This is a genomic window from Streptomyces sp. NPDC051133, assembly GCF_040682635.1.
Lineage (GTDB): Bacteria > Actinomycetota > Actinomycetes > Streptomycetales > Streptomycetaceae > Streptomyces.
In genome coordinates, this window is record NZ_JBFBBK010000003.1 from 41,184 (window position 1) to 62,341 (window position 21,158).

General features: G+C 71.1%; 20 protein-coding genes and 1 pseudogene. 10 read left to right on the top strand and 11 right to left on the bottom strand.

Annotated features, from left to right (window positions below; all coding sequences use genetic code 11):
• Positions 1 to 120 precede the first annotated feature (120 nt).
• The 7 genes from AB0N17_RS04530 (at position 121) to AB0N17_RS04560 (ending at position 7,307) form a co-directional block, all read left to right on the top strand.
• The gene (locus AB0N17_RS04530; RefSeq protein WP_366009619.1) at positions 121 to 1,488 is read left to right on the top strand and encodes an MFS transporter; all 1,368 of its coding nucleotides are present in this window, start codon (positions 121 to 123) and stop codon (positions 1,486 to 1,488) included.
• Between the two features lie 497 nt (positions 1,489 to 1,985).
• Positions 1,986 to 3,401: an ATP-binding protein gene (locus tag AB0N17_RS04535; protein WP_366009620.1), complete on the top strand. Its 1,416-nt coding sequence runs from the start codon at positions 1,986 to 1,988 to the stop codon at positions 3,399 to 3,401.
• 2 nt (positions 3,402 to 3,403) lie between these two features.
• Positions 3,404 to 3,826 carry a roadblock/LC7 domain-containing protein gene (locus tag AB0N17_RS04540; protein WP_366009621.1) on the top strand — a complete coding sequence of 141 codons (423 nt, stop codon included), beginning with the start codon at positions 3,404 to 3,406 and terminating at the stop codon, positions 3,824 to 3,826.
• A complete protein-coding gene (locus AB0N17_RS04545) occupies positions 3,823 to 4,176 on the top strand; it encodes a DUF742 domain-containing protein (protein WP_366009622.1) in 354 nt (117 codons plus the stop codon). Before AB0N17_RS04540 ends, AB0N17_RS04545 begins: the two co-directional genes overlap by 4 nt.
• Complete coding sequence (locus AB0N17_RS04550) at positions 4,154 to 4,780, top strand: ATP/GTP-binding protein (protein ID WP_366009623.1); 627 nt, start codon at positions 4,154 to 4,156, stop codon at positions 4,778 to 4,780. Before AB0N17_RS04545 ends, AB0N17_RS04550 begins: the two co-directional genes overlap by 23 nt.
• Positions 4,777 to 5,994: a cytochrome P450 gene (locus AB0N17_RS04555; RefSeq protein ID WP_366009624.1), complete on the top strand. Its 1,218-nt coding sequence runs from the start codon at positions 4,777 to 4,779 to the stop codon at positions 5,992 to 5,994. The genes AB0N17_RS04550 and AB0N17_RS04555 overlap by 4 nt, the downstream gene beginning before the upstream one ends.
• 50 nt (positions 5,995 to 6,044) lie before the next feature.
• On the top strand, positions 6,045 to 7,307 hold the full coding sequence (locus AB0N17_RS04560; RefSeq protein ID WP_366009625.1) for a cytochrome P450: 1,263 nt from the start codon (positions 6,045 to 6,047) through the stop codon (positions 7,305 to 7,307).
• A 496-nt stretch (positions 7,308 to 7,803) separates the two neighbouring features.
• On the opposite strand, the gene AB0N17_RS04565 is transcribed toward AB0N17_RS04560, so the two are convergent.
• From AB0N17_RS04565 to AB0N17_RS04585, 5 genes and pseudogenes are all read right to left on the bottom strand, one after another.
• The gene (locus AB0N17_RS04565) at positions 7,804 to 8,067 is read right to left on the bottom strand and encodes a hypothetical protein (RefSeq protein ID WP_366009626.1); all 264 of its coding nucleotides are present in this window, start codon (positions 8,065 to 8,067) and stop codon (positions 7,804 to 7,806) included.
• 177 nt (positions 8,068 to 8,244) lie between these two features.
• Positions 8,245 to 8,457, bottom strand: a pseudogene (locus tag AB0N17_RS04570) (DUF1330 domain-containing protein); the annotation flags it as partial.
• Between the two features lie 865 nt (positions 8,458 to 9,322).
• Positions 9,323 to 10,234: an ADP-ribosylglycohydrolase family protein gene (locus AB0N17_RS04575; protein ID WP_366009628.1), complete on the bottom strand. Its 912-nt coding sequence runs from the start codon at positions 10,232 to 10,234 to the stop codon at positions 9,323 to 9,325.
• Between the two features lie 57 nt (positions 10,235 to 10,291).
• A complete protein-coding gene (locus AB0N17_RS04580) occupies positions 10,292 to 11,425 on the bottom strand; it encodes an ABC transporter permease (RefSeq protein WP_366009629.1) in 1,134 nt (377 codons plus the stop codon).
• A gap of 102 nt (positions 11,426 to 11,527) precedes the next feature.
• Positions 11,528 to 12,313, bottom strand: coding sequence for an SDR family oxidoreductase (locus AB0N17_RS04585; RefSeq protein ID WP_366009630.1), 786 nt, complete (start codon positions 12,311 to 12,313; stop codon positions 11,528 to 11,530).
• Between the two features lie 179 nt (positions 12,314 to 12,492).
• Between AB0N17_RS04585 and AB0N17_RS04590 the strand changes: the two genes are divergently transcribed.
• Entirely contained in the window at positions 12,493 to 13,161 is a 669-nt protein-coding gene (locus AB0N17_RS04590; protein WP_366009631.1) for a TetR/AcrR family transcriptional regulator, read from the top strand.
• A 117-nt stretch (positions 13,162 to 13,278) separates the two neighbouring features.
• Here AB0N17_RS04590 and AB0N17_RS04595 read toward each other — a convergent pair whose 3' ends face one another.
• Both AB0N17_RS04595 and AB0N17_RS04600 read right to left on the bottom strand, forming a co-directional pair.
• Positions 13,279 to 13,779, bottom strand: a complete 501-nt coding sequence (locus tag AB0N17_RS04595) for a DUF3291 domain-containing protein (protein ID WP_366009632.1) — start codon at positions 13,777 to 13,779, stop codon at positions 13,279 to 13,281.
• Between the two features lie 31 nt (positions 13,780 to 13,810).
• Positions 13,811 to 14,518, bottom strand: a complete 708-nt coding sequence (locus tag AB0N17_RS04600; protein WP_366009633.1) for a helix-turn-helix domain-containing protein — start codon at positions 14,516 to 14,518, stop codon at positions 13,811 to 13,813.
• A gap of 256 nt (positions 14,519 to 14,774) precedes the next feature.
• Between AB0N17_RS04600 and AB0N17_RS04605 the strand changes: the two genes are divergently transcribed.
• Positions 14,775 to 15,638 carry an LLM class flavin-dependent oxidoreductase gene (locus AB0N17_RS04605; protein WP_366009634.1) on the top strand — a complete coding sequence of 288 codons (864 nt, stop codon included), beginning with the start codon at positions 14,775 to 14,777 and terminating at the stop codon, positions 15,636 to 15,638.
• Between the two features lie 74 nt (positions 15,639 to 15,712).
• On the opposite strand, the gene AB0N17_RS04610 is transcribed toward AB0N17_RS04605, so the two are convergent.
• Complete coding sequence (locus AB0N17_RS04610) at positions 15,713 to 16,705, bottom strand: hypothetical protein (protein WP_366009635.1); 993 nt, start codon at positions 16,703 to 16,705, stop codon at positions 15,713 to 15,715.
• A gap of 127 nt (positions 16,706 to 16,832) precedes the next feature.
• Between AB0N17_RS04610 and AB0N17_RS04615 the strand changes: the two genes are divergently transcribed.
• Positions 16,833 to 17,183, top strand: coding sequence for an antibiotic biosynthesis monooxygenase (locus AB0N17_RS04615; RefSeq protein WP_366009636.1), 351 nt, complete (start codon positions 16,833 to 16,835; stop codon positions 17,181 to 17,183).
• Between the two features lie 62 nt (positions 17,184 to 17,245).
• On the opposite strand, the gene AB0N17_RS04620 is transcribed toward AB0N17_RS04615, so the two are convergent.
• The 3 genes from AB0N17_RS04620 to AB0N17_RS04630 form a co-directional block, all read right to left on the bottom strand.
• Positions 17,246 to 18,670 (bottom strand): MFS transporter, encoded by a 1,425-nt coding sequence (locus AB0N17_RS04620; protein WP_366009637.1) that lies wholly within the window; start codon positions 18,668 to 18,670, stop codon positions 17,246 to 17,248.
• Positions 18,663 to 20,576: a glycoside hydrolase family 15 protein gene (locus tag AB0N17_RS04625; RefSeq protein WP_366009638.1), complete on the bottom strand. Its 1,914-nt coding sequence runs from the start codon at positions 20,574 to 20,576 to the stop codon at positions 18,663 to 18,665. Before AB0N17_RS04625 ends, AB0N17_RS04620 begins: the two co-directional genes overlap by 8 nt.
• Before the next feature lie 158 nt (positions 20,577 to 20,734).
• Positions 20,735 to 21,148 (bottom strand): cupin domain-containing protein, encoded by a 414-nt coding sequence (locus AB0N17_RS04630; RefSeq protein ID WP_366009639.1) that lies wholly within the window; start codon positions 21,146 to 21,148, stop codon positions 20,735 to 20,737.
• Positions 21,149 to 21,158 lie beyond the last annotated feature (10 nt).

A 21,158-nucleotide genomic window follows, 5' to 3' on the forward strand; every position in this document is an offset into this window, starting at 1 on the left:
GGCAGCCGGTTGCCGGGCAGTGGCGCGTCGGAGGGCGAGGGACGGCTCATGGGATCGACGGTGGACCGGCCACCCGTGCGCAGGAGGCTCGTGCTCCTGGCCATGGGATGCGCCGGAGGCATGGTCATGTTGGACCAGTCCGTCGTTGCCGTGGCCCTCGACCCGATGGCGCAGGACATCGGTATGACGACCGTCGTCATGCACTGGGTCGTGCTGGTCTACGTACTGTCCCTGGCGTCGTTCGTGCCCATAGGCGCGATGACCGCGCGCCGGTACGGACTCGTGCCGACGTTCCGGACCGGAGTGGTGGTCTTCTCGCTCTCCTCCGCACTGTGCGGCGTGACACCGGCGGGAAGCGGCGCCGAGGCGTTCGTGCTCGCGGCCAGAGCGATGCAGGGTGCCGGAGCGGCCCTCATGCTGCCCGTCGCCACCACCGTCATCAGCGATGTGTACGACAGCCACCACCGGGGACGGGCCCTGACGACGTACGCCGGCGTGGCGCAGGTCTTCTTCGTCATGGGCCCGGTCACCGGGGCGCTGCTGACCCAGTTCCTCGGCTGGCGGTCGGTGTTCCTGGTCAATCTGCCCGGCGGTGTCCTGACCCTGTGGGTGGTCGGCAGGGCGCGCGTGCCGAGAAGGGTGTCGCGCAAGCCCCTGCCCGTCCTGCAATCGCTGCTGGTCCTGCCGGCGCTCTCACTGGTCGTACTCGGCGTCTACGAAAGCAGTGTGTGGGGCCTGGCCGGTATCGGCGTCCTCAGTGTGGGCGCGGCGCTTCTGATCGTCTCGGTCCGGGCCGTGCTGGTGGCCCCGCTCCCCCTGCTCCAGCTGCGTCTGTTTCGCATTCGCCCCTACACGGTGGCGGTGGTGATCACCTTCCTGGTGCAAGCGGCCCAGTTCCCCGTCCTCGTCCATGGCACGGTCTATCTGAGGCAGCAGTTGCAGATGTCGGTGCTCGGCTCCGGCCTCGCGCTCCTGCCGTTCGTGGTCTCGCTGGCCCTTGGCACCTTCATGTCCGGCTTCGTGCTGGACCATTGGCAGTCGATCCGGGTGCCCGTCGTCGGCGGGCTGTTCGCGGCGACCGCGGGTACGGTCGCCTGGACGTCGCTTCTTCCGTTCGGCACCTATCCGTGGATGGTGACCGCCATGGTTCTTTCGGGACTCGGCATGGGTGCGCCCATTCCCGCGCTCAGCGCCCACATGATGAACACGGTGCCCGAGGCATCGAGAGGCGACGCCTCCGTCCTCCGCCAGATGCTCCGGCAGCTCGGCGGTGTGTTCGGACTCGCCCTCGCCGGCGCGCTCCTGCTGGCGGTCAACGACCGGGCCGCCGATCAGGCGGGGACCGTACGGACACCCGCGACCTTCGCCGTGTTCGTCGCCGCCGACGCCGTCCTGGGGTGTGCCGCGACACTGGCGGCAACCGCCCTGCCCAAGAAGACAGCTGCGGCTCGGCCTCGCTTCTCGTCCCTCTCACGTCGAGCCCGATGAGTGGCACCGGCCGGTTCGCCGTGGGAGCACGCAGGCCCGCGATCCTCGATCCGCCTTCTCCTGCCGTGTCCCGTACTCTGGCGGCGCGGCGGCGCCACGTCGGTCCCGGCGCTCGTTCATGACAACTTCACGGGTTCCGCTTGTCAATGAGGGCCGTTCTCCCCACAGTTGGGCGGTTTCGGTAGTGTCCGCTGAGGAGGGCCGTTCGTCGACGCCCTGTCCCTCGCTGGTTACACTGCGACGCGTTCGGCTCAGCGCGCTTCCGGTTCGAGCTCGTCGAACACTCTGCTGGACGACATGACCGCGTACCCGGAGGACACCGTGCCCGCCGCTCACCCCGCCTTAGCCGGCAGGCCCCTCCGCTCCGACTCCCTCACGCCCGTGGCCCGTTGTCGTACACGACGCCTTGCCGGGCGGTCATGCGACTGCTGGCCTGTCATGCCCGCATCCAGACCACTGCTTTCGTGCGTTGCGTCGGACACGCTGGAGAGGACCTGATGACCGATCTGATACTGGCCGCGAGTAGCGCGGTCGCTCTGGGGGCCGGTGCGACCGCGTGGCGATTCCGCGGCGCGTACCGGCGCGAGCGCGGCAGGGCCGACCAGCTCCAGGGCCGTACCGACCAGCTCACCCAGCAGCTGCGTGCGGTGGAACACGTCCTCGGACAGCTGGCCGCGGAGGTGCTGCCCGCGGTGGGTGCCGGCACCCTGCCCGACCGGCAGCACGGAGCCGGCCTCGCCCTGCCCGGGCCGCTGGCCCACACCCCCCTCGCCGGCCGGCTCCACGAGGTGACGGGGCAGGCGGTCGCCGTCGTGGCACACGTACGACAGGCCGCACAGGCCGCCGCCGACCACCGCGTCGCCGAGGTCCGGTCCGCCGCGGAGCAGGAAGTCGAGAAGGCGCGCCGGGAGTCGCAGCAGGCGACCCGCGCGGCCGTGCGCAGCTTCGCCTCCAGCGTGGTGGCACGCGCGGCCCGGCTCAGCCGGGAGATCAGCAAGGGCGTGCGCTCCCACCAGGACGACGAGGCGTACGCGACGTTGGTGCACATCGACCACATCGCCCAGCAGATGCTGCTGACCGCGCAGGGCTACGCCGTCCTGGCCGGCGACAAGCTCTCCAGGCGCTGGCCGCGCACCTCCCTGACCGACGTGATCCGCGCCGCCATGGGCCGCATCGAGGGCTACCAGCGGGTGGAGCACCACGAGTCGGACACCATCGCGGTGGAGAGCCGGGCGGTCGAGGCCGTCGTACACACCCTGGCGCTGCTGCTGGACAACGCCCTGCGGTACTCACCGCCGGCCGCCCGCGTGCACGTCTCGGTGGAGGAGGGGCATCACGCCTGCTTCCTGATCGTCGACGACGCCGGTCTGCGCATGGACGACGAACGGCTGCTGTGGGCCAGCGACATCATGTCCGGCAAGCAGCGCGACGACATCACGCGGCTGGGCGCACATCCGCAGACGGGCCTGCGCGTCGCTTCCCTGCTCGCCGAGAACTACGGCTTCCGGGTCGAGTTGACCGCGCCGAACATCTACCAGGGCACCCGGGCCGTCCTGGTGCTGCCGAAGAACCTCCTGTTCTTCTCCCCCGGCGGGGCCCAGCCGGCCGGAGCCCGTGCCGCCGCGTCCCGTCCCGCCGCCCCGTCCCGGTCCACCGCCGCGCCCCGGCCCGCCGCAGCGCTCGAGCCCGCCGCCGTACCCGCCACCGCGGATTCCGGCTCCCCGGCGCCCGCCGCGACCACCGCCAGCGGGCTGACCGTCCGCCAACGCCCTGCGCGGCCGCGTGGCACCGCCCCCTCGACGCCGGAGCCACCGGCCGTGCCCGGGCGGCCCAGCGTCGCCGCCGCCTGGGCGGCGGGCACCCGACAGGGACGCCAGACCCAGGAAAACACCGGATCCACCGAAGGAAACTGACCATGCGTGACACGCACAGCAACAGCCTTGGGTGGCTGCTCGACCAGGAGATCGGCGCCGTCGAGGGCGTCGAGTACGCCGTGCTGATGAGCAGCGACGGCCTCCTGCAGGCCCGCACCCAGACGATCGGCCAGGAGGACGCGGAGAAGCTCGCCGCCCTCACCGCCTCGCTGCGCGCGGCCGGCAAGGCGTGGGACGAGCACGTCGGCGGCAAGGGCATGTGCCAGTTGCTGATCGAGTCGCAGGGCCGCATCGGGCTGACCACCACGGCCGCCCGGAACTCGATGCTCTCGGTCGTCACGACCGGCCCCGACGCCGACGTCGGCCTGATCAGCCACCACATGGTGCGGCTGGCGACCCGGCTCGGCCACGAGCTGGAGGTCGGGGACCGGCGTCCTGTCTCGGAAGGCGGCACCGCGACGTGAGTGGTCCGCGGCACGACCCGGACCTGATCAGGCCCTACGTCCGCACCGGCGGACAGAACCGGCCCAGCCGTGACGTGCGCCTGGAGACGGTGGTCATCGCCGCGTCCGGTCCCACCGAGAGGCTGGCGCCGGACGCCCGCAGGGTGATGCGCCTCTTCGCCGGCGGGCGGGGCGGCCTGGCCGTGGCGGACATCGCCGCCGCGCTGGAGCTGCCGCCCTCGACGGTACGGATCCTCGTCTCCGCCCTGATGGACAGCGGCCATCTCACCAGCCCGGCCCCCGTTCAGGAGGGCCGCCCCGGACTCGACCTGCTCCAGGAGGTGCTGCGTGGACTACGCGAACTGGTCTGACCGGCCGGCGGTCCACTATGTGGCCCCCGCCGTGAACCGCTCGGCGAAGATCGTCGTCGCCGGGGCGTTCGGGGTCGGCAAGACCACTTTCGTCGGCAGCGTCTCCGAAGTGGCCCCGCTGCGCATGGAGGAGCCGATCACCGAGGCGAGCGTGGGCGTGGACGATCTGCGCGGCACACCGCACAAGACGACCACGACCGTCGCCATGGACTTCGGGCGCATCCACCTGCTCAACGACCGCCTGGTGCTCTATCTGTTCGGGACCCCCGGCCAGACCCGCTTCCGGCCCCTGTGGGAAGGGCTCACCGAGGGAGCCCTGGGCGCGGTGGTCCTGGCCGACACCAGGAACCTCGACGGCTGCCACGAGGTGCTGACCCTGCTGGAGGAGCAGCAGACGCCGTACGCCGTCGTCATCAACCTCTTCCCCGACGCGCCCCGCTACCCCCTGGAGGAGATCCGGCAGGCGCTCGCGCTGGAGCCCGACACACCACTGACCGAATGCGACGCGCGGGACCGCCGCTCCTGTGTGTACGCGCTCATCACCCTCATCGAGTACCTGACCACCCGACACGTCCCCGCCTCTCTTGTGGAGCCCCGCCCATGACCACCCCCGGCCCCGGCATCGCGAGCCCCCCGGCCAGAGTCCCGCTCTACGCCGCCGAGTTCGCCGACGACCCGCACGCCGCGTACGAGCGCATGCGCCGCGTCCACGGTCCGCTGGTCCCCGTGGATCTCGCTCCCGGTGTCCCCGCCACCCTGGTCATCGGCTTCCACCAGGCCCGGCGCATCCTCAACGACCCCCTGCACTTCCCCGCCGATCCGCGGATCTGGCAGCAGGACATACCCGAGACCTGCCCGGTACGGCCGATGATGGAGTGGCGCCCCAACGCGCTGCGCTCGTCCGGTGCCGAGCACACCCGCTACCGGGCGGCGAACACCGCGAGCATCCAGGCGGTCGACCAGCACGAACTGCGGGCCCTGGTGGAGAAGGTGGCCTCCGGCGCCATCGGTGCCTTCCGCCACCTCGGCCAGGCCGACCTGCTCACCCAGTACTCGTTCCCCATCGCGTTCCAGGTGCTGAGCGCGCTGCTGGGCTGCCCGGACGAGATCGGCATGCGCATCGCCGACGGCATGGCGAAGATCTTCGAGGCGGAGGCCGAGATCGCCGCCCGCGGCAACGAGATCCTCGGCCAGGCCGTCCTCGACCTCGTGACGCTCCGCCGGCAGCACCCCGGCGACGACATCACCTCCCGGCTGATCGCCCACAGCGCCCGCCTGGACGACGTGGAGATGTCGCACCAGCTCGTCACGCTGTACGGCGCGGGCATCGAGCCGCTGACCAATCTGATCAGCAACACCGTGCTCAGGCTCCTCACCGACGAGCAGTTCTCGGCCGGCCTGCACGCCGGGCAGCCGGTTCGGGAGGCCCTCGACACGGTCCTGTACACCGACCCGCCGATGGCCAACTACTGCATCAGCTACCCGCCGTACCCGATCGACGTCGAGGGCGTGCTGCTCCCCGCCCACCAGCCCGTCGTCATCTCCATGGCCGCCTGCAACAACGACCCGGCCGTCACCGGGGGGCTCGGCGCCGGCGCGCTCACCGGCAACCGCGCCCATCTGTCCTGGAGCATCGGTCCGCACACCTGCCCGGCCCGTACCCACGCGTACATCATCGCCGAGACGGCCGTCGCCTGCCTGCTCGACGCCCTTCCCGAGATCGATCTCGCCTGTCCCGTGCGGGATCTGGTGTGGCGGCCCGGCCCGTTCCACCGCGCGCTCGAAGTGCTGCCCGTCCGTTTCCCCGCTGTCGCCTGAAGCCCCGCTGCCGTCCGACACCGCCACCACTGTCCTTAAGGAGAACGGCCATGTCCCAGCACACTCCGCTCGTCCTCGACCCCACCGGCGCCACCCGGCACCTGGAGCACGAGACCCTGCGCGCCCAGGGACCCGCCACGCAAGTGGACATCCTCGGCGTCCAGGCCTGGGCGGTCACCGACCCCGCCCTGCTCAAGCAGCTCTTGACCAGCCCCGACGTTTCCAAGGACGCACGCGCGCACTGGCCGGCCTTCGAGCAGGCGGTCGCGACCTGGCCGCTCGCCCTGTGGGTCGCGGTGAAGAACATGTTCACCGCGTACGGCGCCGACCACCGCCGTCTGCGCCGTATGGTCGCCCCCGCCTTCAGCGCGCGCCGCATCGCCGAACTGCGCCCGGCCGTCGAGGCCCTGGTCGCCGAACTGGTGGAAGACCTCGCGGCGCTGCCCGCCGGCGAGATCGTGGACCTGCGCGAGCGTCTGGCCTACCCGCTGCCCATCGCCGTGATCGGGCACCTGATGGGCGTACCGGAGGACCGGCGCACGGACTTCCGCAAGCTGGTGGACGGCGTCTTCGACACCACGCTCACCCAGGAGGAGGCCGGGACCAACGGCGCCCGCCTGTACGCCCTCCTCGACGAGCTGATCGCCACCAAGGCCGCCGCTCCCGGCGACGACATGACCTCGCTGCTCATCGCGGCCCGGGACGAGGAGTCGGACGGCACCGGCTTCACCGCGGAGGAACTCCGCGACACCCTGCTGCTGATGATCAGCGCCGGGTACGAGACCACCGTCAACGTTATCGACCAGGCCGTCGTCGCCATGCTGACCCGCCCCGACCAGTTCGACCTCGTCCGCACCGGCAAGGCCGGCTGGGACGACGTGGTGGAGGAGACGCTGCGGCACGAACCCGCCGTCAAGCACCTGCCGTTGCGCTACGCCGTCACCGACATCCAGCTGTCCGACGGACGCACCATCGCCCGGGGCGAGGCCATCCTCGCCTCGTACGGCGCCGCCAACCGTCACCCCGACTGGCACGGCGACGACGCCGACACCTTCGACATCACCCGCACGGTCAAGGACCATCTGGCCTTCGGCCACGGGGTGCACTTCTGCCTCGGCGCCCCGCTGGCCCGGCTGGAGGTCGCGGAAGCCCTCCGGCAGCTGTTCGACCGCTTCCCCGACCTGTCCCTCGCGGTGCCGGCCGAGGAACTGCGCCCGGTGCCCTCCCTCATCAGCAACGGACACCAGCAACTCCCCGTCCGGCTGGGCCCCGCGCGCCGGGACAGCGTCGCTCAGGACTCCGTCAGGTCGTAGCGGACCTCGTTCCCGAAGGCCGCTCCAGTAGCGACCGGTACCGGCCGAGGTCGTCGTGCGCGAGTCCGCGGTAGCCGTGCTCGATGCGCCAGGTTTCTTCCTCCCGGCGGTCGTGCTCGATGCGCCAGGTCTTTTCCCGGCGGACCAGCTCGGCGGCCGGAGTGCCGTCGGGCAGGTCCGGCAGCCGGAACCGGGGGGGTACGTCCTCGCTGCCGGGCCCTTGGGCCCGGCAGCCGCCTCTAGGGCAGGACGCCGCCCCAACGGCAGTGCCCGGCCCTGCCGGCTGCCGGGGCCGGCCGATGCGATTCAGGTCCGGCCAACCGGCCGGCCGGACCCGAATCGCGGGGAATCGCGACGTCACCGGGCTCCGGGAGGCGGCTTCCCGTCGGGCCGCCGCAGCCGGATCGGCCACCGGCACGAAACCGAGGGCACAGAGCCGATCGGCACCCAGCGATCCGAGAGGCCCCGCAGCGGATCGTCCGCGCGGCGACGAGCCTCACGCCCTGGGATCGTCGCCGGGTTGCTCCTCGTCCTCCCCGTAGAAGCCCTCCAGCTGTACGTTCAGCTCCGCCAGGTCGGGATGCTCCGCCAGCTCGCGCACCTCTGCTTCGGTGAGGAGCTCAGCCAGGCGGCGCATGGAACGGGTGGCCAGTGCCGCCTCGGCCGCTCTGTCGAGCTCGTCGGCGCGCTTGCGATGGAGACCGGCCAGGATGCGAAGCTGCCGCGCTCTCAGCTCGTACCGGTCGGGCTGCTCGCTCATGTGGTCCTCTCCTCGCTGCTTGCCGGACGCTGGGGGTCCGTGCGGTCGCTGCTCGGAAGCATGGCTCATCACTGGCGAGATGTCACCGACACCCGGATCGCCGCCGGGGGAATCGCAGCCACTGGCGACTGCATGAGCCAGGCAGGTCCTGGTGCCGGAGATCACCTGCGCAGAGCACTACGCACACTCCCCGGTCGCCTGCGCCCTCAGCTTCGCCGCACGTTCACACGAGTCGTATCCAGGAGCGACGCCCTCCACGAGTACGAGATCTCCGTCGATGTGATCGGTCCGCAGGCGCAAGATCTCCTGATACGCGGGGGACGCGTACCAAGCGCGGGCCTCGGCCATGTCGGGGAATTGAATCAGCACCATGCTGCCCGGCCAGCTGCCCAGCGCACCGGTGTCGCAACTGGCCGCTGCGTGTTGCCGCCGTCCGGAGGCGTTGAGGTCAGGGAAACAGTTCCGGCACCGGGCAGACCTCCAAAGGCACATCCGGCCGGTCGGCCCAGCGCCACCAGACATGCCGCCTCGTGCACCTCCATAGGGCCCGGCAGGTCCGCTGGCCATCGTCCTCCCGATGAGAGAGGAGCAAGCCGCCCGACTTCATGGGCTGACCGCAATCAGGACAGGCGGGGGCGACGACGGTCATCCGCGCACCCTAACGCGGCGACTGCTTCGTCCCGAACCATCGGCCTGAATCCCAGTGAAGTCCAGGACGCTGGTTGGACGGCAACTGCACTGCAATGGCCACTGCCACTCAGGCCTCGGTTGACTGAAATCTCCGTTCTCAGAGGCCGGCCTCTCGGTTGAACGCCGACGTCAGGTGTCAGCGCCGCGCCGTCAGCAGTCTGATGGGGTGGATGCCGCGGGATGTTCTCGGAGCGGTGCGGGTGGCGCACCGCCAGCACGTCGACGCCGAGTTCGCCCGTCGAGGCGCAGACGTACACACTGCTGTCGAGAGCCATCATGGCGAAGCCCGGGTGGCCCCTGTGCACCCCGAGGAACGCCGATGCCGCGCCCCGGCCCGTGATGTCCCAGCGCTCCAGGAGCCGGACGCGGGTCCAGACCGTCGGCGCGGTTTGTCTGCCTCGGTGCAGTTTCCGCAGGGCGGCCTGGTGTGTCCGGGTGCCCTGGGGAAGCTGGACGAGGAACCGGCGCCGGTGGTCGAGAAGGCCCGAGGAGAGGGCGAGGCCGTACCAGTCCGCGTTGAGTCGCTCGACGAGCCGTGGGGTGTCGTACCGGTGGGGGGCAGTTCCTACTCCGTCACGACCGGGGGCAGCGGTTCACAGGCTGCGTGCCAGGCTGGGGGGAGGGCGGTGACGCCCGTGCGGGCGGCGATCACGCCGCCCGCCATAGCGCAGGTGGTGTCGATGTCGCCGCGCCCGGCGACCGTGAACCAAAGGCCTTCGTGCAGGTCGTCCAGGTGCCCCGCCGCGCACCACAGGGCGTACGGGACGGTGTCGGGCCCTGACATCCGGTAGCCGGAGCCCAGGACCTCCGCGGCGTGCCGGACCGAGGTGCGTTCCGGCATCCGGGCCGCGATCCGCACTCCCGACCGGACGTCGCTGTCGGGGAGTCGTTCGGCGACTGCGTGGAGGAAGTCCGCCCTGGCCGGAGCGTGCCCGCCCCGGCTACGGGCTGCCAGCGCCGCGGCGAGGGCGACCGCCACCGCCGCGGCGACTGCCTCCGGATGGTGGTGCGAGACCGCGCCCTGGCGGGCGGCCTGCTCGGCGACCGCATCGAGGTCCGCGGCGTGCCAGGCACCGAGCGGGGCGGCGCGCATGGCCGCGCCGTTGCCCCAGGAACCCTGGCCGCCGAACTGTCCGGAGACCACCTCCCGCCAGGGCTCGCCCGCGCCGATCCGGCGGAGCACGTCATGCATCGAGGCTCCGTAGCCGCGGTGCGTGTCGTCGGCGTAGGCGGCCGCGAAGCGCAGCGCGAGGCGGTCCTGGTCCACGGTGCCGCCGCCCTCGGCGAGTTCCCGGACGAGAACGAGCGCTTGGGCGGTGTCGTCACTCCACCGCCACAGCGGTTCCGCGGGCAGCGTCCGCGCCTCCAGGCTCGCCGGACCGTCCCGGCGCAGGATTCCGAACCAGCGGTCACCGAAGGCGTCGCCGAACGCGAGCCCGTGCAGCGAATCCAGTACGACAGTAGGCACGGTGATCATCGGGGCAGTATCGCAGCGCGTCGGCGCTGCTGCGCTTCGATTTCGTACGACCCGTCGTCAGGCGGCTGTGGCCGCTCGGCGGCCGGCCGAGAAGTCGAGGGTGAGTTGGAGGGCCAGGCAACCGAGTGTCCACGCGATCAGTGTCAGGACGGCACTCGTGACATGCGCGGAGTGGAAGTATCCGGTGTTCCGCAGCGCACGTACCGCGGCGGCCGGCGGCATGACCTCGGAGAGGGGAGACAGCCACGATGGCAGGAACGCCGGGGGGAGGATGCCTCCGGAGGTCGCGTTGCCGAAGATCAGCAGCACCACCGAGGCCACCGGCATGCCGAGTGGACCGCATGTCCGAAGCAGCACTGAGGCCGCCGCCGCGGTGGCCATCGCCAGCAGGCCCACGATCGCGGTGACGGTGATGAACGACGCGGGCAGCGCGTCCAGGGACTGGTGGCCGATCAAGGCGACCATGAGTCCGGAGGCGGCTGCGAAGACCACCATGGAGACCGTGCGGGCGGTCAAGGGGAGGCGTGGGGCGATCTGGTAGGAGGCGACCGAGAAGAGGAAGCCGGCCAGGACCACGCCGAAGGAGGCGTAGAAGACCGACAGTCCGCGGGCATCGCCGGGCACCAGCGGTACGACGTCGTCGACGGCCACCGGGAGGCCCGTCGCCCGCGTGGCAGCGGCTTGGAGACTGGAGACGGCGGACGGACCCTGGGCGCCGGCCGCGAGCAGCACCAGCCGGCGGTCACGGGTCACCAGGGCGGCCGGGACCTCGTCGTGTTCGATGGCGTGCCGGGCGGCGTCGGGGCTGGTGTAGCGGTGGAAGTCGTACGCGTCCGGTGCCGCGGTGTTCAGGGCGAGTTCGGTGCGGGCGGCGACCTGATCACTGGCGGCGATGCCCAATGCCTGGTGACGTGCGGTGGGTGCGTGGAAGGCAGCCAGGTAGACCGCCACGAATATGGTTCCGATCGCCAGGGCGGTCACCACCGGGACGGTCATCGCCTTGCGGATTCCGGCGGCTGCGGCCAGTACGGGCGGGGCGATGTGCGGCTCGGTGTCGATCAGCGCGTGACGGGGATGCCGCCCCGGCTGTTCCGGGTGAGGGTCGGCAGATGAGTCCGGTCCCTGAGGTGTGGTGGGCCGGTTCGGCGCCGCGGCATCTGTGCGCGGGTCCGTGGGCGTGGTGTTGTGCATGATGGGTCTGCCGCTGACGCGCGGCGAGCGATAGGACGCCTGGGCTGGTGGGCGTGAGCGGGACGCGGTGGAGGGGGACGCGGTGGGTGGTGACGGCCGGCCTTAGAAGAAGCCGCCGTCCAGGGGCAGGGTGCGGCCGGTGATGTAGGCGGCGTCGTCGCCGGCGAGGAAGGCGTAGCCCGCCGCGACCTCCTCCGGCTGGGCCAGGCGTCCCAGCGCACCGTGGACTGCCAGCCACTGCTCCATCGGCATCGTGTCGCGCAGTTGGGGGTGCTGGTAGCCGGCTCCGTGTTCCGCGGCCATGTCGGTGGCCGTGCCGCCGGGGGCGATGGCGTTGATGGTGATGCCGCGCCGTCCGAGTTCGGCGGAGAGGTTGAGGACCATCGATTCCACCGCGGCCTTGGAGGCGGCGTAGAGGGTGTGGTGGAAGACGGCGCGGGAGGCGCTGACCGAGGAGGTGAGCACGATTCTGCCGCCAACCCCCATGTGGGCGGCGGCGTGCTGGACCGCGAAGAGCTGGCCTCGGGTGTTCACGGCGAAGACACGGTCGAAGTCGGCCGGGGTGATGTCCTGCAATGCGTCGAAGTGCTCGATGCCCGCGCACGAGGCCAGGACGTCAAGCTGTCCGAACTCGGCGACCGCCCGGTCGATCAGGGTCCCGGTCTGTTCGGGATCGGCCACGTCCGCGCGCAGCGCCATGGCTCGGCCGCCCTCGGCCACCAGTGACCGGACCAGTTCGTCGGCGGCTTGCTGATTGCCGCGGTAGCCGATGACTACGGCCGCTCCCTCGGCCGCCAGACGGGTGGCGACCGCTGCTCCGATACCCCGGCTGCCACCGGTCACCACCGCCACCTTGCCCTCGAAACGCCTGCCGTGCGCTGCTGTCATGAGGAGTTCTTCCCTTCGCGTCGTCCGGTCCGGCGACGGGCGCCCACGACCCGAGTGGCCGCCGCGCGCCGCGTCGCCGGCACAGCGACACTAACACCTAAGTGAAGTAAATCCTTCACTTAGTCTGGGGGCGTTACCCTCGGCACACACGCAGGTGACGACAACAGCAGAGGTAGAAAGTGACTGCCAGCACCCCGAGCGGGCGGTCGGCGCCGCGGCTGCGGGCCGACGCCGCGCGCAACCGCGCCCAGATCCTGGCTGCGGCCCGCGCCGCCTTCCGCGAATCGGGGACCGCTGTGCCCCTGGATGAGATCGCCCGGCGGGCAGGCGTGAACATCGCCACCCTGTACCGCCGCTTCCCCGACCGCGACGCGTTGGTCAGCCAGGTCGTGGTGGATGGCTTCAGCCTTGTCCTCGACTTGGCCCGTGCGGCGGGCAGGACGGCGCAGACGGATCCCCTCGCAGCCGTGGAATCCTTCCTCCAGGGCATGATCGACAACCGTGAGCTGCTGTCCCTGCCCCTGATCGGCGGGCCCATGACGAGCGACCCGCACGCCCGCGAGCTGCAACAGCAGATCGCCGCCACCCTGGAAGACATCCTGGCCGAAGGGCGCGGCAGCGAGGCTCTTCGGCATGACATCACCGCGGTGGACCTGATCGCCACCGCCGCGCTGATCTGCCGCCCCCTGCCCCACCTTCCGCCCGGCCAGGCCGCCACACTCGCCACCCGGCACCTGGGCGTCTTCCTCGACGGACTCCGGCCGGAACACACCCGCACCCTGCCGCCACCGCCCACCCACGAAGAGATGTCGGCCCACCTCGTCACCGAAGAAACGGCCGACCTCTAGCCGGGGAAGCCGTGGGAGCAGAGCGCAGGTTCGCATCGGGGAGGGCCCGGCCGCCCTCCCCGAGATCCGGCCGACGCTCCGGTGAGGACCAGTCAGGCAGGACCGGTCGGGCACCTGCTACGGCTGCTCCTGCGGCACGGCTTGAAGGTGCTGGGCGGCCTCGACCGCGGTGTAGGACGAGGCGAAGGTGAACGCGCGCGGGCTGGGCCCATTCGCCCGCAGGTCCGCCAGCCGTTCCAGGGCCTCACCGACGGTCGGGACGTGGCCGGCGGGGACCCACCAGAGGACCAGGTGCGCCTCGACGTGCCGTTCGAACCATTCGCGGCGCCGCCGCATCACGTCCAGGTGCCCGCTGCGGTACGTGAAGTCCCACAGCGCCTCCGGGGTCTCCCACACCGTCAGGTTGACGATGACGTCCTCCCCCGCCGGGCGCAGGGCGGTGGCGTCGGACGCGCCTTCCTCCACGAGCCGCCACACGAAGCCCGGCGCGCCGTCGGCGGCGGCGTTGACCGGGTCGAGCATCTCCACGAACGGCGTCATGCGCGGGTCTTCGAGCGGGTGCCGCAGCGTGGCGACGTTGAGCTGGGCGAGGTGGGCAGCATGCACGGATGCAGTCATGGCCACATCCCAGCATGGGCTCATTTCTATGTCAATGAATATCGTTTTTAGAAGGCTCGACCACCACGCAGCACTCCCCCGGCCGGGCGTCCATCCGGGCGCGAACCGGACCGTCCGTACCGAGCAACCCCTCCAGCAGCGCGAGATTCATGCCGCAGACGAGCGGGGGAAAGCGCTCGGCGACAGCATGGAAGGGGCAGTTGCGCATACGCACGACCGCCCCGGTCTCTCCGGTCGTCTCCTCGGCGCCTTCGGCGTCCTGGAGCTCCTCGGTGCCTTCCAGGTGCGGTTCGTAGCCGCGGGCGGCCAGCATCGCCATGGCCTCGTCGAGGTCGGCGCAGGGCGCCGCCGAGCCGCGCAGGGCCTCGCCCCGGCGGCGTGCGGCCGTGCAGAGCCCGGCGTCGAGCCCGGCCTGCTCGGCGGCCTCGGCGAGCAGTTCGGCGGCGGTGCGGTAGTCGCGGGCCGGCAATGACACCGCCCGTTCGGCCCGCGCCCGCGTGTACACCTTGGCGGGCCGGCCCGCTCCCGGCCCCGAGCGGCCCGTCAGCCGCCGGCTGCCGCTCTCCAGCAGCCCGGCCTCGGTCAGCTTGTCCAGGTGGTGCGCGGCGAGCGTGCGCGCCACCCCGGCCGCCTCGGCGGCCTCGTTGCGTCCGACCTCACGGCCCTGGGCCACCACGTATTCGTACAGACGGCGCCGGACCGGGTCCTGCAACGCCGCGATCGCGTCGATGTCCTCCACCAGGCCATTCTAGAAACAACGCAGGTTCGAGATAGAGAGGCCGGGGCCGCGCCCGCCCGGCCGGGCCGTACCCGATCCGTCGGACACGTCCTGGACCGGACCGGTGGGCCCGCAGGTGCCGGGTGACGCCGCTTCGGGCGCCTCGACGGGCGTCTCCGCGCCTGCAGGTTGCGTACGGTCTCGCGCCTGCTGCCGTGCAGCCGCCTGGTTCCAAATCTGATTGCCCACTTCGCGGCCGCCTGCGCATGCTGCTGGGATGCGCTTCTCCATCAACGTCCCGAACTTCGGTGACTTCGCCGATCCCCGTAACGTCGCGACCGTGGCCGCTGCCGCCGAACAGGCGGGCTGGGACGGGCTCTTCGTCTGGGACCACGTCCTGCACCGACAGCACCAGGGGCGTCCCTTCGGCGATCCCTGGATGCTGCTGACCGCCGCCGCGCTGGCGACCTCACGGATCCGACTGGGCACCCTGCTGACGCCGGTCCCCCGGTACCGTCCGCAGCAACTGGCCCGTCAAGTGGCCACTTTGGACCATCTCAGCGGCGGCCGGGTGATCTTCGCCGCCGGTCTGGGCGGTCCGATCGACGACGAGTACCGCAGCTTCGGCGACGCCGCCGAGCCACGCGTCCTGGCAGAGCGGCTGGACGAGGGACTGCAGTTGTTGACGCGCTTCTGGTCCGGCGAACCGGTGAACCACCACGGTCGGCACTACGAGGTCCGGGACGTGACACTGCTGCCCGGCAGCGTGCAGCAGCTTGGTCCGCCGGTGTGGATCGGCGGGTTCTGGCCGCGTGGAGCGCCCATGCGGCGGGCGGCTCGGTGGGACGGTGCGGTGCCGCTGTTCGAAACGGCCCGGCATGGCCATGTGCCCGATGTGACGGAGGTGCGGGAACTGGTCGGCTACGTACGCAGGCACCGTACGGTCGAGGCAGCGCGTCCCTTCGAGTTCGTGCTCGGTGGTGCCACGCCCCCGGAGGCGGCGAAGGCCAAGGACGTGATCGGTCCCCTGCACGACGCCGGCGCCACCTGGTGGGACGAGCGGCAGATCCAGACCGGCCCCGACCTGGACCGGCTGCTGCCCGTGTTGCGCCGTGTCGAGGCGGGCCCACCAGCGCTCTGACACGCCCCTCGTCCCTGCATTCCTCGTCCCCGGTCCCTCGTCGCTGCGGTCCCCCTCCGGGAGCGCTTCGTCCTTCACGGGCGGCGGCTCACCCGCTGGGCGGACCGCTGGGCGTTGCCGGGCACGCTCATCCGCCTGCGCTCGCCGGGGACCAGCGTCCGCATGATTCCCGCTCCCGTCAGCACGGCCGTGATGTGCAGTGCCACGGCGACCGCGACGTTCTCCGGGTAGCCGACGTCGCTCGGGTGCGCCAGTGCCACGTACACCGTGGCCGGCAGCCTCCAGCCGCTCCACGCGAACATCGAGCCCGATCCCAGCCACGCCGACGCGAGCAGGAGCGGATACGGCAACCCGGTCGGCCGGCGCCGGATGAGTGCCAGTGCGGCGGCGGACGCGGCGAGAGCCCAGAACGCGCTCACTGCGACCAGCACACGCCAGCCGGCCGACCGCTCATCGCCGTGCGCGATGCCCTGGGAGCCACCGGCCGCCCAGTAAAGCCAGGCCAGGCCGGTCGCGGCACCGGTCACAGCGGGCCACCTCGGCCCCGAGGAAGCGCGGGTGCGGGGCCGCTCCGGCGGGCGCAGCGCGTGGGGCCAGCGCCGCCACAGATAGGCGGGAAGCGCGATGGCCAGCGCGATTCCGGTTCCCACGAAGCTGCACTGGACCAGCGTCGCCTCCCAGCCCGGCATCGCCGGATCACCTCCCGACCCTCCGGAATCTCCCGAACCCCCCGCCCCCGAGCTCACCAGCGCGCCGACGACCACGAACGGCAGGATCGACACCAGGAATCCCGACCCGACCCAGGCGAAGAACACCACCAGCCGGCCCGGGATCCGCATCCCCCACGGCCGCACCAGCGCCAGCCCCAGCGTGATCCCGGCCGCGGCCATTGCGATCGTGACGGTGTTGAGCACCAGCCACCCGCCCAGGCTGAACCCCCGCCCCACCGGCAGCAGCCCCAGTAACGAACCGACCACCCACGACACCTTGATCACCAGATACGGCGCAAGGGCCGCCGCCGCGCCGTACCCCGCCGCACGCCCGATCCGGTCCCAACGCTCCACCATGTCTCCCTCCGCCGGGAATTCCGATCCTCCGGCGCCCCACGCTCCTCCGCATCGACCCCCAGGCGCACCCCGCTCCCCCGCTGGACCGAAGCCCCCTCCACCCTGGGGACCACCCCGTTCACCCACCATGGCGCGTCGCGCACCGCCCGCGTCGCTGCCCGACCCGCCCTACTACGCCGTGGTGTTCACCGCCGTGCGGACCGCCGGCGACAACGGCTACGCGCAGACGGACGAGCGGTTGCTGGAACTGGCCGCCGACCAGCCGGGATTCCTCGGTGTCGATGCCGCTCGCGGTGCGGACGGCCTGGGGATCACGGTGTCGTACTGGAGGGACGAGGACGCGATCGCCGCCTGGCGGAACCACGCGGAGCACGTCCTGGCCCGTGCGCACGGACGCGAGCACTGGTATGCCTCGTTCTCGCTCCACGTGGCCAGGGTCGAGCGCGCCTACGGGTTCGTCCGCCCGGCAGATCTGTAGGTGCCGTCACCACGGCCGCGGGCGCGTGCGGCGGCTGTACGTGCGGGGGCATCCTGCGGCGGCTATGCGTGCGGCTGCGGTGCCGTGCTGTGCGGGACGTGCACCGGGGTGGGGCCCGTCTGCCGGGGAAGGCGTACCGCCGCGAGGAGGCCGCCGAGGCCCAGGACGGCCAGGGCGATCATCGCTGCGGCGTACGCCCCCTTGGTCAGTCCGGAGACCAGGATGGTGCCGGCGATGGCCGTCCCGAAGGAGGAGCCGAGGTTCGACACGCTGCGGGACAGGCCCGAGATCTCCCCTTGCTGCTCCTCCGAGAAGCTCGACTGCACGACGTTGACCGACGGAGTCAGCATGACGCCCAGTCCGAGTCCGATCAGCAGGAGTCCGGGGACGAAGGCCCAGGCCGTCGAGAAGGCGGCGGCCAGGGCGACCAGGACGACCACGCCGGTGATGCACACGACGAAGCCGGTCATGATGAGCGTGCGCTGGGGGTACCGTGCGGCCAGTCGCTCGGCGGACAGGGACGTGACCAGCAGCCCCAGGGTGGCGGCGGTGAAGATGACACCGGTCTGGATGGCGTCGTAGTGGCGTACGACCTGGAGGTACGCCGCGACCGTGAAGGACGAGCCCATCAGCAGCAGCCATTGGATGTTCTGGGTGACGAGGCCGAGGTTGGACGTGCGGTTACGGAACAGGCCGAGCGACAGCAGCGGTTCTCGGCCGGAGGCTTCCTTGGCGCGCACGGAGCGGAGGAACCACCAGAGCACGAGGCCGCCGAGGACCAGGAGGGCGATCATGAGCCAGACGTTGTTGTCCGCGGCCAGGATGCCCATGACCACCAGGACGAGACCGACGGCGGACAGAACCGCACCGGCGGTGTCGAAGGAGCGGGTCGGATCCGGCGGGAGCGGATCGACGATACGGCGACTGAGTACGACGATCACCGCGATGACCAGGGCCTGGAAGACGAAGGCGGCGCGCCAGCTGATGCCTGTGGTGATGAGGCCGCCGATCAGCGGTCCGGCGGCGGCGCCGATGCCGCCGAGCGCCATGATGACGCCGAAGGCACGGGCGCGGGAGGTCACGTCCGGGTAGAGGAGCGTCGTGAGGATGTAGACGGGCGGGATGAGCAGGGCGGTGCCGATGCCTTCGAGGATGGAGTTGCCGAGGATGAGCACGCCGAGGCCCGGAGAGACCGCGCTGATCAGGGCGCCGATCGCATACACGATGAGGCCGGTCAGGAAGCAGCGCTTGCGGCCGTAGCGGTCGGTCAGTTTGCCGCCCGGGATCATCAGTGCCGCCATCACCAGCAGGAAGACGGTGATCGCTACCTGTACGCCCTGGACCGTGGTGTCCAGATCCTTGCTGATGTCGTTGATCATCACGTTCATGTTGGAGCCGGCGAAGCTGCAGATGAACTGAGCGAGGGCCAGCGCTGCCAGCACGCGTCCCTGCCCTGCCGGCTGTCGCCGCTCGGCCGTCTCAACCACGCGCGTCGCCCCCTTGGACGCCCTCGGCGGGCACCGTCAGGCCATGGGTTGCGGGATGTCTGTGATCGCCCGTTCGGGGCCTGGCCTCGGTCCTGCTCAGTTCTTCGTCCAGCGCCATGGCCGCGGTGACCAGGGCTAGGTGGGTGAACGCCTGGGGGAAGTTGCCCAGTTGTTCGCCCGAGGGGCCGATCTCCTCGGCGAACAGGCCGACGTGGTTGGCGTAGGTGAGCATCTTGTCGAAGGCGTGCCGGGCCTGGTTGAGCCTGCCGCTGCGGGCGAGTGCCTCGACGTAGAAGAAGCTGCACAGGTTGAAGGTGCCCTCCGAGCCGCGCAGACCGTCCGGGGACGCCGTAGGGTCGTAGCGGTAGACGAGGCTGTCGCTGACCAGTTCCTCGTCCATGGCGTCGAGGGTGCTGAGCCAGTCGGGATCGCGTGGTGAGAGGAAACCGACCTTCGGCATGAGCAGCAGGGAGGCGTCCAGGACGTCGGTGTCGTAGTGCTGCACGAAGGCCTGCCGCTGCTCGTGCCAGCCCTGCTCGACGATCTGCCGGAAGACGGTGTCCCGGGCAGAGGTCCAGCGTGCGACGTCGGCCGGGCGGGAGAACCCTTTGGCCGCGTAGATGCCGCGGTCGAACGCCACCCAGGTCATCAACCGGCTGTAGGTGAAGTTCTGACGGCCGCCCCGGGTCTCCCAGATGCCTTCGTCCGGCTGGTCCCAGTGGTCGGCGAGCCAGTCCAGGACGTCGCTGAGCGCCTTCCAGCCGCGGATCGCACCGATGTCGCGTCCGACGATCAGGGCGTCCGACGCCTCGCCGTAGATGTCGAGCTGGAGCTGGTCCGCAGCGGCGTTGCCCGCGCGCACCGGGCGTGAGCCCTGATAGCCCTCCAGGTGGTCGAGGATCTCCTCGGTCAGGTGGGGATCGCCGTCGACGCGGTACATGATCTGCAGGGGATCGCCCGAGGCCGTGCTGCCGGCCTCGATACGCTCGCGCAGCCAGTGACGGAAAGCGTGCGCCTCCTCGTGGAAGCCCAGATCGATCAGTGTCCTGACGGAGAGCGCCGCGTCACGGATCCAGGTGTAGCGGTAGTCCCAGTTGCGTTCCCCGCCGATCTGCTCGGGCAGTCCCATGGTGGCAGCGGCGATGGGTGCCCCGGTCGGGGCGTACGTGAGCAGCTTGAGCGTGATCGCCGAGCGGTTCACGACGTCCTGCCAGCGGCCGCGGTAGGTGCAGGGCCGCAGCCAGGACAGCCAGAAGGCCCGGCACGCCTCGAAGTCGTCGGCGACCTGCTCCAGAGAAGGGCGCTGCGGGGCGGGACCGTCGCTCGCCGCGCTCGTCAGCACCACCGCGGCCGCCTGGCCGGCCGACAGGGTGAAGCGGGCGGTGATGTCGCTGCCGTCCGGGCGCAGCGGAATGCCGGTGGTGGACTGCAGATGCAGATCCGCCCCCGGGCCGTGGAAGCGGACGTAGTGCTCGTCTTCCTGGGTGAGCGTGTGCGGGGCGCGGCCGTAGTCGAAGCGCGGGCGGCAGGTGAGGGCAAAGGGCAGACTGCCCCGGACGACCCGTGCGACCCGCACCAGGGTGTGCCTGTCCTGCGGTGCCGACGAGTCGAGGGGCACCATGAAGTCGGCCACCTCGCCGACGCCGTCGGGGGTCATGAAGCGGGTGACCAGGACGGCGGTGTCGGACAGATACAGCTGCCGGACCGGGATCCCGTTCCCGTCCGGGTATTCCGCAGCGAGACGGCAGTGCCCTCCGCGCTCACTGTCCAGCAGCGAGGCGAAGACGCTGGGTGAATCGAAGCGCGGGGTGCACCACCAGTCGATGATTCCACCGGAGGACACCAGGGCGGCGGTCTGAAGATCACCGACCATGCCGTGCTCGGCGATAGGCGGATACCGGTTCACATGATCTCCCTCGTCGCGCCGACGCACCGTGGGTAGGCGTCCGTCACCCACTGGTCCGCAGCAAGCGTCCGGCAGCACGGTGGGGCCTGCCTCACCCACCGGGGGTGAGATGGGGGCCTGGGACTCAGCCCTTGGCGGTTTTTCCGAGGGGCCGGGTGTTACTGGTCGCGGCTGCGGGGGCCGCTGTACTGGGGGTCGGTGACGGGCTCCGCCCACCGGGTCTCGGGGGTGCCGTCGCCGGTGCCCTCCCACAGGGCGATGTGTTCCATGAAACGGTCGGGGGCGGCACCGTGCCAGTGCTCTTCGTCGGGCGGGCAGCCGACGGTTTCACCGGGGTGTGCTTCGAGGACGGTGCCGTCGCGGGTGCCGATCAGGGCGATGCCGGAGACCACGTGCAGGGTCTGGCCCACGGCGTGCGAGTGCCAGTTGGTGCGGGCGCCGGGGGAGAAACGGACGAGGTTCGCCCGCATCCTGGAGGGTTCCCGACCGGCGACGATGACGTCCCACCAGACGTCTCCGGTGAACCGGTCGGCCGGCGCCTTGCTGGTGGACTGGGACTTGATGAACTCCATGGGGCTTCCT

Bases quoted from the DNA above. Each gene is read 5' to 3' on its own strand.
- AB0N17_RS04530 (WP_366009619.1), top strand. From the start codon at position 121: ATGGTCATGTTGGACCAGTCCGTCGTTGCCGTGGCCCTCGACCCGATG.
- AB0N17_RS04535 (WP_366009620.1), top strand. From the start codon at position 1,986: ATGACCGATCTGATACTGGCCGCGAGTAGCGCGGTCGCTCTGGGGGCC.
- AB0N17_RS04540 (WP_366009621.1), top strand. From the start codon at position 3,404: ATGCGTGACACGCACAGCAACAGCCTTGGGTGGCTGCTCGACCAGGAG.
- AB0N17_RS04555 (WP_366009624.1), top strand. From the start codon at position 4,777: ATGACCACCCCCGGCCCCGGCATCGCGAGCCCCCCGGCCAGAGTCCCG.
- AB0N17_RS04560 (WP_366009625.1), top strand. From the start codon at position 6,045: ATGTCCCAGCACACTCCGCTCGTCCTCGACCCCACCGGCGCCACCCGG.
- AB0N17_RS04565 (WP_366009626.1), bottom strand. From the start codon at position 8,067: ATGAGCGAGCAGCCCGACCGGTACGAGCTGAGAGCGCGGCAGCTTCGC.
- AB0N17_RS04575 (WP_366009628.1), bottom strand. From the start codon at position 10,234: ATGATCACCGTGCCTACTGTCGTACTGGATTCGCTGCACGGGCTCGCG.
- AB0N17_RS04580 (WP_366009629.1), bottom strand. From the start codon at position 11,425: ATGCACAACACCACGCCCACGGACCCGCGCACAGATGCCGCGGCGCCG.
- AB0N17_RS04585 (WP_366009630.1), bottom strand. From the start codon at position 12,313: ATGACAGCAGCGCACGGCAGGCGTTTCGAGGGCAAGGTGGCGGTGGTG.
- AB0N17_RS04595 (WP_366009632.1), bottom strand. From the start codon at position 13,779: ATGACTGCATCCGTGCATGCTGCCCACCTCGCCCAGCTCAACGTCGCC.
- AB0N17_RS04605 (WP_366009634.1), top strand. From the start codon at position 14,775: ATGCGCTTCTCCATCAACGTCCCGAACTTCGGTGACTTCGCCGATCCC.
- AB0N17_RS04610 (WP_366009635.1), bottom strand. From the start codon at position 16,705: ATGGTGGAGCGTTGGGACCGGATCGGGCGTGCGGCGGGGTACGGCGCG.
- AB0N17_RS04615 (WP_366009636.1), top strand. From the start codon at position 16,833: ATGGCGCGTCGCGCACCGCCCGCGTCGCTGCCCGACCCGCCCTACTAC.
- AB0N17_RS04630 (WP_366009639.1), bottom strand. From the start codon at position 21,148: ATGGAGTTCATCAAGTCCCAGTCCACCAGCAAGGCGCCGGCCGACCGG.